A 10,830-nucleotide genomic window follows, 5' to 3' on the forward strand; every position below is an offset into this window, starting at 1 on the left:
CAGTACGTTGCCGTGGCCTATACCGAGCGACTCGCTGACGCGGGTATCCGGCCGTCTGTGGGGAGTGTAGGAGACAGCTATGACAATGCGCTGGCTGAGACAGTCAACGGGCTGTACAAGACTGAGCTGATCTACTCGCAACCGGCATGGGCAGGGCTAACTGAGGTGGAGTTCGCGACGATGAACTGGGTGCATTGGTGGAACACCGGCCGGCTGCATGAAGGGCTCGGCCATCGGACTCCCGCCGAGGTCGAAGCTGAGCACTTTGCAACCGTGGCAAGACAGGTCGATACTTTAACTGCCGTCTAGGAACGAAACCCAGGACGGTTCAACCCTCCGCACTCTAGCTCCGCACTCTAGCGAGACGGGACAGGCCCGGGCGCGAACGACTAGCCTGGAGGGATGAGCACCCACGGCGAACAGCCAGGCCAGAATCCGCAGACCGGCGGAACCCCCGGAAGCAGCGGAACGCCGCTGGACCCGCAGGCCTACTGGGAGGCCCTCTACGGGGAGAGCCCTCGGTGGTCTGGGAACGTGAATGCGATCCTCGCCCGGGTGGCCGAGGACATCCTGCCGGGCACCGCGCTGGATCTGGGCTGTGGTGAGGGGGCGGACGTCCTATGGCTGGCCCACCGCGGGTGGCACGCGGTGGGGGTCGACATCGCACAGGGCGCGATCATCCGCGCCCGCGCCACCGCGGAGGCGACCGAACTCGAGGAGGGGCGTGCCCAGTTCCTCCGCTCGGACCTGAGCGTCCTGACCCAGGAGCGCCGCCCGGAGGAGCTGACAGGCCCCTTCGAGCTCGTGACCGCCAGCTACTTCCAGTCCCCGGTCGCGCTCGACCGCCAGCGGATCCTCCAGGCTGCCGCATCCCTCGTGGCGCCCAGCGGCCACTTGCTGCTGACCTCGCACGCGGCCGCACCCTCATGGGCGGATCCGGAAGCCTGGCAGCCGCACGACGACGAGCCAGGCCACGCAGGCCACGACCACACTCACGCGGACCACCAGCACGCGGACTTCCCCACGCCGCAGGACGAGCTCACGATGCTCTCCCTCGACCCCCACGAGTGGGAGACGCTGCGGGCGGAGGTCGTCACCCGCACCACCACCGCACCTGACGGATCACCGGGTCAGCTGGACGACACGATCGTCCTCCTGCGCCGGCGCGGAATACCTGCCACTGGCACGCGTTGACCAGAATGGAAGCCGGGACGCACGCCGTTTCGGACCGCACGACAGAAGGAGGCCAGTCCATGGCTGAGAAGAAGGCTGTCATCATCGGAGCCCACGGGAAGATCGCGCTGCTCGCGGCCCCGCGCCTGGTCGAGGCGGGATACGCGGTCGACGGAGTCATTCGCAATCCCGACCATGCAGACGATATCCGCGCCACAGGCGCCAACCCGGTCGAGCTGAGCCTCGAAGACGCCAGCGTGGACGACCTGGCACAGGCCTTCGCCGGCGCTGATGCGGTGGTCTTCGCCGCCGGTGCGGGAGGCGGCAACCCGGCTCGCACCGATGCCGTCGACCACAAAGGTGCCGTCCGCGCGATGGATGCCGCCCAGCAGGCCGGCGTCGACCGGTTCGTCCTGGTCTCCTATGCTCGCGCCCTCGTCGACGTCGACACCCTGAACCCGGAGGACTCGTTCTTCCCGTACGCCAAGGCCAAGCACGACGCGGACGAGCACCTGCGCTCCACGAACCTCGACTACACGATCCTGGGACCGGGCCGGCTCACGCTGGAGCCTGCGACAGGGAAGATCATCATCGCGGACCGCACCGGTGACGTGGAGGGCCTGCCCGCCGAGGCCGCCGTCACCAGCCGCGACAACGTCGCCGCCGTCATCGCTCACGTCCTCATCGAGAATGCGGGGTCACGGCAGACGATCAACTTCTACGACGGCGACACCGCGATCGCTGACGCGATCCAGTGACGCTCGCGACGAAGACCGTGGGGGAGGGTGCCCTCCGGGCAGTCTTCCTCCACGGCCTCTTCGGCCGCGGCCGGAACTTCACGACTGCGGCCAAAGCGATCGCGGATACGCACACCAGCACACTGGTGGACCTGCCCAACCATGGGGACTCGGCGTGGACGGATGAGTTCTCGTACGTCGACATGGCGGACGCGGTCGCGGACACGCTGCGACAGGGCGCCGCTGCAGACGGTCCCGTCGACCTCATCGGGCACTCGATGGGCGGGAAGACCGCGATGGTGCTGGCACTGCGCCATCCGGACCTGGTCGATCGCCTCGTCGTCGTCGACATCTCCCCGGTGGCTTCGGACAACGGCGGGGAGTTCGACCATCTGCTGGGCTCGCTCAAGAAGCTGGACCTGGACGCGCTCTCGTCCCGCACGGACGCCGATGAGCAGCTGCAGGAACCCATCCCCAATGCGGGCACCCGCGGCTTCCTCCTGCAGAACCTGCGCTCCACCGCAGACGGCTACGCATGGCAGCCCAACCTCGACCTGCTGCACGGATCGCTGCGACAGATCGGCGACTTCCCGGACCTCACCGGTTCGACCTTCGACGGGCCCACCCTCTGGGTGGGCGGCTCGGAATCCGACTACATCACGGATGAGGCGGAACCCGGGATGCGCGAACTGTTCCCCAGCACCCGCCGGGTGACGGTCAAGGGCTCGGGACACTGGGTGCATTCGGAGAAGCCGCAGGAGTTCGCGTCGATCCTGCAGGCGTTCCTCGCCCGATGAACGTTCCTGCCTGGGCGCAGAAGCGGGCGGACCGGCTGGCCACCGGACCCCACGACCGGACCGTGCTCGTCGCCTACCCGCAGTCCCGCGGCGTGTTCGCCGTGCCGATCATCGCCTGCATCATCGCCGCAGTCACCAACATCGGGGTGCTTCTCGCCCTGCTGATCGCCGCCCGCGGTAGCGGCGTAGCCGGAACCCGCACCACAGTCCTCCTCATCACGGGCATCGTCGTGGTCACGGCGCTGTTCGCGGCGGTGGCCTATCTGGTGGCCACCAGCTTCCGCACCAGCGTCCTCGCCACCCCGCGCGGGGTGGAGATCCGTCAGCTGGGGATGCGGGACTCGTTCGTCCCCTGGCACCAGATCGCCCGAGTGGAGGAGCAGACCCACGGATACAGGACCGGCGCGGCCGTCCTCGCACTGGGGTCCGGCAAGCGCATCGTGATCCACGCGACGGACTCACGCCGCGCGAAGCTCTACAACGGGCACAGTCTCAGAGAGGTCCACCACCGCTGGCTGACAGCCCCCATGCCGTGGACCCAGCAGCTCATCGACGCGCACCGCGCGCATCTGGCCGGCCACGTGTGACGATCGCACGGCACCGCCGGCACCCCACACTCTAGAATCCCTTGCGAACGACTTTGGAGGCACAGTGACCAACAGCACCCGCATCCCCGCGGACACGCAGGAGACCAAGTTCCAGGACTACGCGCACCCGGAGCGCATCGTCAGCACCGCCTGGGTCGCGGACAACCTCGACACCCCGGGCGTCGTCATCGTCGAAAGCGACGAGGACGTCCTCCTCTACGAGTCCGGCCACATCCCCGGCGCGGTCAAGATCGACTGGCACACGGAGCTCAACGACCCCGTCACCCGCGACTACGTCGACGGCGAGGGCTTCGCGAAGCTCATGAGCAGCAAGGGCATCAGCCGCGAGGACACCCTCGTGGTCTACGGAGACAAGTCGAACTGGTGGGCGGCCTACGCGATGTGGGTCTTCAGCCTCTTCGGCCACGAGGACGTGCGCCTCATGGACGGCGGCCGTCAGAAGTGGGAGGCGGAGGGTCGCGAGTACACCCGTGAGAAGCCCACCCGCCCCGCCACGGAATACCCGGTTGTCGACCGCGACGATTCCCAGATCCGCGCCTTCCTGCCGGAAGTCCGTGACGCGATCGGCTCGATCCCGCTCATCGACGTCCGCAGCGGCGAGGAGTACACCGGCGAGCGCACCCACATGCCCGCCTACCCGGAGGAGGGCGCCCTGCGCGGCGGCCACATCCCCACCGCTAAGTCGGTGCCGTGGGCCAAGGCGGCGAACGAGGACGGCACGTTCAAGGACGCCGCCCAGCTCAAGGTGCTCTACCTCGACGACCTGGGCCTGGAGGCCGGCGGCGACATCATCGCCTACTGCCGGATCGGCGAGCGCTCCTCGCACACCTGGTTCGTGCTCTCCCACCTGCTGGGCTTCGACAGCGTCAAGAACTACGACGGGTCGTGGACCGAGTGGGGCAACGTCGTGCGCGTCCCCATCGTGACGGGCGAGGAGCCGGGGGAGGCACCCCGCGCATGAGCGACACCCCCACGGACGCAGCACCCCTGCCGGGCGGCCTGCAGGAGATCGCGGACGACTTCGCTGCGGCCGCACAGGACGAGCTGCTGGAGCTGCTCCTCGAGTTCAGCGACGACCTGCCCGCCCTGCCGGATCGCTACGCGGACCACCCGGAGCTGCTGGAGCCGGTCCCGGAGTGCCAGTCGCCCATCTTCCTGATCGTGGAGGTCGAGCCCCACGCGGAGGATCCCAAGGCCGGCACCGTGCACCTGTTCTTCTCCGCGCCCAAGGAGGCGCCCACGACTCGCGGGTTCGCGGGCATCCTGCAGGAGGGCCTGGACGGTCGCACGGTGGGGGAGGTGTTGGCAGTGCCGGCGGACTTCCCGCTGCGGCTGTCGCTCACCCAGGCGGTCAGTCCCCTGCGCCTCAACGGGATGTCTGGCATGCTCTCGCGCATCCAGCGGCAGGTCATCGAGAAGTCCGGGACCACTGCGTGAGTGACGCTCCGGATCTGACCCCGCTGCCGGACACCGCGCACATGCGCCGGCACGAGCTCGACCACGACGTCCCGTGGGCGCTGCCCATTGTGGTCCGCCGGTCCAAGACGGACATCGCCCGTCACCAGGACGTGGTGGAGACCGTCGCCGAGGCCGTCGTCACCTTCCTCGACGACCCCCGCTCCCAGCCGGGAGGCGACTGGCACGAAGCCGTCGCGTACTGGCGCGACGGCGCGATCCGCAAGGTGGTGCGCCGGGGAGACGGCAAGCAGTTCGAGGATGCGGCGGCTCTGGGTTGCGTGCACCTCGAGAAGGACGGGGCCGATGGGTTCGGCCCCGCAGAGGTCCTCGTCTTCCCACCCGGGCCGGTGCAGCCGTTGCCGCGTGAGCTGAAGAAGCTCCAGGTGGGCGGCACGGAGTTCCCACGGACGGGCGAGGGAGACGGCGATCGGTCGGAGAGGCCGGCAGCCGGTGAACTGTGGGTGACGGTCGAGCAGTCACCGGATGTCGAATTGACGACGGGGAAGGCGGCCGCGCAATGCGCTCATGCCGCACAGCTCGCCTATGAGCAGATGCCCGCGGAGCGTCGCGAGGACTGGCGCAGGTCGGGGTTCCGGGTTCAGGTGGTGACGCCCACGCAGGAGGCTTGGGATCGGACATCGGCTCCTGTCCGCGTCGTCGATGCGGGATTCACAGAGGTCGACGGACCCACGGAGACCGCGCGCGCTCACTGGTGACGTGACGGGTCACAGGGCCGTGACCAAAACTTTCCTCAGTCACAAGGATTCGTCAGGAACGCGGTACAGTGAGTGCAATTCTTACCTGCATGCGGTTGTAGGTATGCGACCGTACTGTCTTCCCAAAGGAATAGTCGTCTATGGAACTGCGCGAATACGTGCGCATCCTGCACAAGAACTGGGTGCTCATCGTGGCGGTCACCCTGATCGGCATCTGTGCCGCTGCAGGGGTCTCGCTCCTCATGAAGCCCACGTACGAGGCGTCGACGCAGATGTTCGTGTCCGTGCGCACGGATGCGCCGGGCTCCAGCGAACTGGTGCAGGGATCGAACTTCGCCCGCCAGAGTGTGCAGAGCTACGTGAACGTGGTGAAGACGGAGAGCGTCCTGGGGCCGGTCATCGAGGACATGGCACTCGAGGAGAACACCGGTGAGTTGGCGGAGAAGGTGTCCGCCAGTGCACCGGCGGACACGTCGCTCATCGACCTGAAGGTCCAGGACGAGGATCCGGAGCGGGCGGCGTTGATCGCAGACGCGGTCTCGGCAAGCCTCATCGACGTCGTGCAGGAGGAACTGGAGTTCTCGGGTGCGGGGGAGAGCCCCGTCAAGATCACCTCGGTGCAGCCCGCCGTCATCCCAGAGAATGCGGTGAGTCCGCGAGTGCCGCTGAACCTGGCTCTGGGTGCGATCCTGGGCATTGCCGTCGGCATTGCCGTCGCGGTCCTGCGGACGGTCCTCGACACCCGCATCCACTCGCTGCGGGACATCGAGCAGGTGACGGACGCCCCCATGCTGGGCGGCATCACGTACGATCCCGAGGCCGCGGAGCGCCCGCTCATCGTCCACGCGGATCCGCGCAACCCCCGGGCGGAGTCGTTCCGCACCTTGCGCACGAATCTCCAGTTCCTGGCGGTCAACGACGAGTCGCAGAAGCGCGGCCGCAGTTTCGTCGTGTCCTCGGCGGGTCCGTCGGAGGGCAAGTCGACGACCACGGCGAACCTGGCGATCGCGCTGGCGGAGTCCGGCGCGCGCGTCGTCCTCATCGACGGCGACCTGCGTCTGCCCAAGATCGCGGACTACATGGGCATCGAGGGCGGCGCAGGTCTGACGGACGTGCTCATCGGTCGCGCGGAGCCCACGGAGGTCGTGCAGCGGTGGGGCCGCGGACAGCTCTACGTCATCCCCGCCGGCAAGGTGCCGCCCAACCCCAGCGAGCTGCTGGGGTCGAAGGCGATGGGCCGCCTCATGGACGAGCTGCACAACAACTTCGACTTCATCCTGGTCGACGCGCCGCCGTTGCTCCTCGTGACGGATGCCGCGGTCATCAGCAAGCGGACGAACGGCACGATCCTCGTCGCCGCCTCCGGCTCCACGCGCAAGCAGGCGCTGGAGATGGCGGTGCGGACCCTCGACACCGCCGGTGGCATCATGCGCGGCGTCATCGTGACGATGCTGCCCACGAAGGGACCGGACAGCTACGGCTACGGAGCGTACGGCTACGGCGGATACGGCAGCGACGTGGCGACACAGGTCTCACTCAACACGACGGGTATTCCGATCCAGGAAGAGCACGGCACCAGCCGCTGAGAGAAGGAATAGGCGATGTCATTCGATCTCTTCGACAAGAAGATCCCCGAGGGCCCCTTCAAGATCCTGACCGTCTGCACCGGGAACGTGTGCCGGTCGCCGTTGGCGGAGGCGCTGCTGCGGTCTGAGCTGGCCGGCGTGCCGGTGCAGGTGAGCAGCGCGGGGACGCGCGCACTGGTCGACGCTCCCATGACGGATCAGAACATCGCCATCGCCCAGCGGCAGACCGGCGCGCAGCCGCAGCCGCACCGTGCGCGGCAGTTGCGGCCGGAGCATCTGCAGGAGGCAGACCTGGTCCTGGCGCTCTCCCGGTCGCACCGACGTGAGGCCGTGGAGATGCTGCCGGCCGTCAGCCGGTACGTCTTCACTCTCCGTGAGTTCGGCCGCCTGGCGGAGGCACTTCGGACGGAGGCGCCCGTCATGCGTTCGTTGGAGGACGGAGGCGCTCGGATCCGTGAGGCGGTGAGCTTCATCGCGCAGATGCGCGGTTCCGTGCCGCCGGCTGCGCAGGCTGAGGATGACGACGTCATCGACCCGTACAAGCAGTCGGACGAGATCTACGAGCAGTCCGCTGCTCAGATCGTCCCGGCGGTCAGTGCGATCGCAGGCCTCATGCGCTCGGCCGTGGGAAACGGATGATGTGAGCGCGACATGGTGAAGAAGACTTCCCGCAAGTACGCGCCGCGTAAGCCGCGTAAGCCGCGTAAGGAATCGTCTCCGACGACGACGGTGGCGATCCTGGCGATCCTGGGCCTGGTCACGGTGGGTCTCAGCGGCTTCGCTCTGTTCTCGCAGGGCGACGATGGCCCGTCGACGAACGGCGGCGATCAGGTGAGCGCGGCGTCGACGGCACCTGCCGGAAGTCGATCGTCGTCGGACGATGATGACACGAAGTCCACGGGCGACGGGTCGGACAAGGCGGAGCCGGGATCTGCGGTGCTTTCGGATCGACTGATGGCTGTGAGTGACGATCCGGAGCGTCTGCTGCGCGCCCAGGGCGTCGGATGCGGCGCGGGGGACCCCACGCTGGAGGTGTCTGCGGACGGCGGTCAGACATGGACGCAGGCTGATACGTCGATGCTGGAGATGGCAGGTGTCCGCCAGATCCAGTTCGGTGAGGGCGGTCGTGCTCAACTCGCATTCGTTGACCAGCAGTGCGGACTGCAGTTCGCACGCTCGTACGTCTACGGGGGAGCGTGGGAGGCCGGACCGGGTGCCGGCGGCATCTGGACCCTCAGTCCTGAGGATGACGTGGACGGCCTGGTCGTGTCCGGTGAGGAGGTCGAGGCGCCGTGCACCGTCGTCGGGACCTCTGGCGCAGACGCACGGGGCATCATCCTCTGCGATGACGGCACGGTCGCGGTCTCCTACGATTCGGGACAGTCGTGGAGCGACACGATCGCGGTCGACGGTGCTCAGGCTGTCGCGTCCGGCGCAGACGATTTCCTCGTGGTCTCGCAGGACACAGATGAATGCGCTGGTGTGTCCGTTCGTTCATTCGACGGTGACGAGCTCGGCGATTCGGGTGAATGCAAGGACGTCGAGATTGAACCGGATCAGATCGCCGCATCGGTCGGCGCGGGTTCGCTGTATGTGTGGGCGAATGACGAGACGCTTCGATCCGATGACCTTGGAGAATCATGGAATTGAATGTTCTGTGTCGCGGAAGTGAATGCGACGACCGGGCATGTATATGAGTGGTGAAAGAATGAATCCTGATAATCTGTCTCCCATGACTCTTGATGCGACTGGCTCTCATGCTGATGCGGACGAGCACAGCAACGATTCGCCCGTGCCAATTCCTGTCACGCGGTCGTCCATGCCGGACTTCGATGCGTTCGTGGAGGAGATCCGGCCTCTGTGGGACTCGCGCTGGCTCACCAATCGAGGTGAGAAGGTGCGACAGCTCGAGTCGGAGCTCAACGCTTACCTGGGAGTCTCACACAGTGCCCTGACGGTCAACGGTCACATGGCACTGGAGACCCTGTTGCAGGCGTTCGAGCTGAAGGGAGAGGTCATCACGACCCCCTTCACCTTCGCGTCGACGACGCACGCGATCGTCCGCAGCGGCCTGACACCGGTCTTCGCGGACATCAAGCCGGATGACTACACGATCGACCCCGCATCGATCGAAGCCCTCATCACCCCGCAAACCAGTGCGATCGTGCCGGTGCACATCTACGGCACGCTGTGTGACGTCGATGCGATCCAGGACATCGCAGATCGGTATGGTCTCAAGGTCATCTACGACGCTGCGCACGCCTTCGGCGTCGAGCGGGACGGGGTGGGCGCCGCGGCGTTCGGCGACGCGTCCATGTTCTCCTTCCACGCGACGAAGGTCTTCAACACGATCGAAGGCGGACTGGCGGTCGTGCGAGACCAAGAGATGCTCAACCGCGTCAAGCACCTGCAGAACTTCGGCATCACCGGACGCGACCAGGTGGGCTACGTGGGCGGCAACGCGAAGATGAACGAGTTCTCGGCCGCGATGGGCCTCTGCAACCTTCGTACACTGAAAGACGACATTCGTAGGCGAGGGATAGTCGAAAGTGCATATAGGGAGCGGTTGTCTCAGGTAGCCGGATTGCGACTTCTCAACCCCGTTGAAGGAGTAGCTTCGAACCACGCGTACTTGCCGGTAACGATTGATTCCGATGAGTTCGGAGTCACTCGAGATGGCCTTCACGACGGACTCGCCATCCAAGGGATATACACGCGGAAGTACTTCTACCCGCTAGTCACTGACTTCGATCCCTATAGGGAAGACTACGACTCGTCGGGCACGCCGAACGCGGCACGCCTGTCGAATGAGGTGCTGACACTACCAATGTACGCGGATCTGCAGATCGCCGACGTGAACCGTGTATGCGACGCGATCATTGCCGCAGGAGCCGCAGTCTGATGTGGGAGGTTGATCAGCAACGCGACGTATACGAGCAGAAGTGGGCGTTGCTCAACCGGAACATGCGTTGGGAGGTTGCCGACCTTCTGCGTGAGCACTACCTACCAGCCGTGAATGCGGCGTGCGAAGAGGTACATCCCCGAGACTCGTTCTATACCGCGTATGGAAAGCGAGCGTTGGATATTGCGGTAGCTGCAGTAGCGCTTGGAGCGACTCTCCCAGTGAATGCCGTCATTGCGCTGGTGACACTTGTGGATCTAGGGCGACCGATCTTCTTTCGGCAACAGCGGATCGGTAAGGGCGGTGAGAAGTTTACTCTGGTGAAGTTCCGGAACATGCGTGAGGCATTTGACGAGAACGGACACCCCCTGCCTGGTGCCATGCGGGTAACGAAGCTTGGGAAGATCATGCGAAGGACGTCGCTGGACGAACTCCTGAACTTCTGGAGCATTCTTAAGGGCGACATGTCACTCATCGGCCCGCGTCCTCTCGTCCCCGAATACTTCAGTCGATATTCGGTGCGGCATCGCGCGCGAACAGCTGTGAAACCGGGTCTCGAATGTCCGCCACGGTCAGGTCGACTGCCGGCGAGCTACGACGAACAGTTCGAGAACGACGTCTGGTACGTCGAAAACTCTTCGTTCGCGGTCGACATTAGTCTTATGATTCGGCTCGTGCAATCCGTGCTAGACCGCGAAGACTCAAAGAAGCGGTCCGCGTCGGTAAAAGGTTCGTTCATGGGGTACGACGAGAATGGGGCAGCGGTCGACTCGCATAGTGTGCCGATGTGGGCAATTGACACAGTGCTACGACGACACGGCCTCCTTGGTTCTGCTGGACGCGAGTAACCTGC

The 10,830-nt window shown here is 65.8% G+C and carries 13 protein-coding genes; all 13 read left to right on the forward strand.

Features of this window, described 5'->3' with window-relative positions:
- Window positions 1–309, forward strand: a 309-nt coding sequence (locus HGBR_RS19510; protein ID WP_218915962.1) for an integrase core domain-containing protein, incomplete at its 5' end; no start/stop codon positions are given.
- Between the two features lie 93 nt (window positions 310–402).
- On the forward strand, window positions 403–1,194 hold the full coding sequence (locus HGBR_RS10505) for a class I SAM-dependent methyltransferase (RefSeq protein ID WP_083882842.1): 792 nt from the start codon (window positions 403–405) through the stop codon (window positions 1,192–1,194).
- 59 nt (window positions 1,195–1,253) lie between these two features.
- Window positions 1,254–1,931 (forward strand): NAD(P)H-binding protein, encoded by a 678-nt coding sequence (locus HGBR_RS10510; RefSeq protein WP_019159305.1) that lies wholly within the window; start codon window positions 1,254–1,256, stop codon window positions 1,929–1,931.
- On the forward strand, window positions 1,928–2,707 hold the full coding sequence (locus tag HGBR_RS10515) for an alpha/beta fold hydrolase (protein ID WP_019159306.1): 780 nt from the start codon (window positions 1,928–1,930) through the stop codon (window positions 2,705–2,707). The genes HGBR_RS10510 and HGBR_RS10515 overlap by 4 nt, the downstream gene beginning before the upstream one ends.
- On the forward strand, window positions 2,704–3,294 hold the full coding sequence (locus HGBR_RS10520; protein WP_019159307.1) for a PH domain-containing protein: 591 nt from the start codon (window positions 2,704–2,706) through the stop codon (window positions 3,292–3,294). Before HGBR_RS10515 ends, HGBR_RS10520 begins: the two co-directional genes overlap by 4 nt.
- A 64-nt stretch (window positions 3,295–3,358) precedes the next feature.
- A complete protein-coding gene (locus HGBR_RS10525) occupies window positions 3,359–4,276 on the forward strand; it encodes a sulfurtransferase (RefSeq protein WP_019159308.1) in 918 nt (305 codons plus the stop codon).
- The gene (locus tag HGBR_RS10530; RefSeq protein ID WP_019159309.1) at window positions 4,273–4,752 is read left to right on the forward strand and encodes a SufE family protein; all 480 of its coding nucleotides are present in this window, start codon (window positions 4,273–4,275) and stop codon (window positions 4,750–4,752) included. Before HGBR_RS10525 ends, HGBR_RS10530 begins: the two co-directional genes overlap by 4 nt.
- Window positions 4,749–5,489 carry a peptidyl-tRNA hydrolase gene (locus tag HGBR_RS10535; protein ID WP_019159310.1) on the forward strand — a complete coding sequence of 247 codons (741 nt, stop codon included), beginning with the start codon at window positions 4,749–4,751 and terminating at the stop codon, window positions 5,487–5,489. The genes HGBR_RS10530 and HGBR_RS10535 overlap by 4 nt, the downstream gene beginning before the upstream one ends.
- 140 nt (window positions 5,490–5,629) lie before the next feature.
- Window positions 5,630–7,075 carry a tyrosine-protein kinase domain-containing protein gene (locus HGBR_RS10540; RefSeq protein WP_019159311.1) on the forward strand — a complete coding sequence of 482 codons (1,446 nt, stop codon included), beginning with the start codon at window positions 5,630–5,632 and terminating at the stop codon, window positions 7,073–7,075.
- A gap of 15 nt (window positions 7,076–7,090) precedes the next feature.
- Entirely contained in the window at window positions 7,091–7,714 is a 624-nt protein-coding gene (locus tag HGBR_RS10545; protein ID WP_019159312.1) for an arsenate reductase/protein-tyrosine-phosphatase family protein, read from the forward strand.
- A gap of 12 nt (window positions 7,715–7,726) precedes the next feature.
- The gene (locus tag HGBR_RS10550) at window positions 7,727–8,725 is read left to right on the forward strand and encodes a hypothetical protein (RefSeq protein WP_147522434.1); all 999 of its coding nucleotides are present in this window, start codon (window positions 7,727–7,729) and stop codon (window positions 8,723–8,725) included.
- An 82-nt stretch (window positions 8,726–8,807) separates the two neighbouring features.
- On the forward strand, window positions 8,808–9,977 hold the full coding sequence (locus HGBR_RS10555; RefSeq protein ID WP_147522435.1) for a DegT/DnrJ/EryC1/StrS family aminotransferase: 1,170 nt from the start codon (window positions 8,808–8,810) through the stop codon (window positions 9,975–9,977).
- Window positions 9,977–10,825 carry a sugar transferase gene (locus tag HGBR_RS19515; RefSeq protein ID WP_161601865.1) on the forward strand — a complete coding sequence of 283 codons (849 nt, stop codon included), beginning with the start codon at window positions 9,977–9,979 and terminating at the stop codon, window positions 10,823–10,825. Before HGBR_RS10555 ends, HGBR_RS19515 begins: the two co-directional genes overlap by 1 nt.
- Window positions 10,826–10,830: the final 5 nt, after the last annotated feature.

Origin of the sequence: Brevibacterium senegalense, from assembly GCF_000285835.1 — a bacterium.
GTDB classification, from domain to species: Bacteria; Actinomycetota; Actinomycetes; order Actinomycetales; family Brevibacteriaceae; genus Brevibacterium; species Brevibacterium senegalense.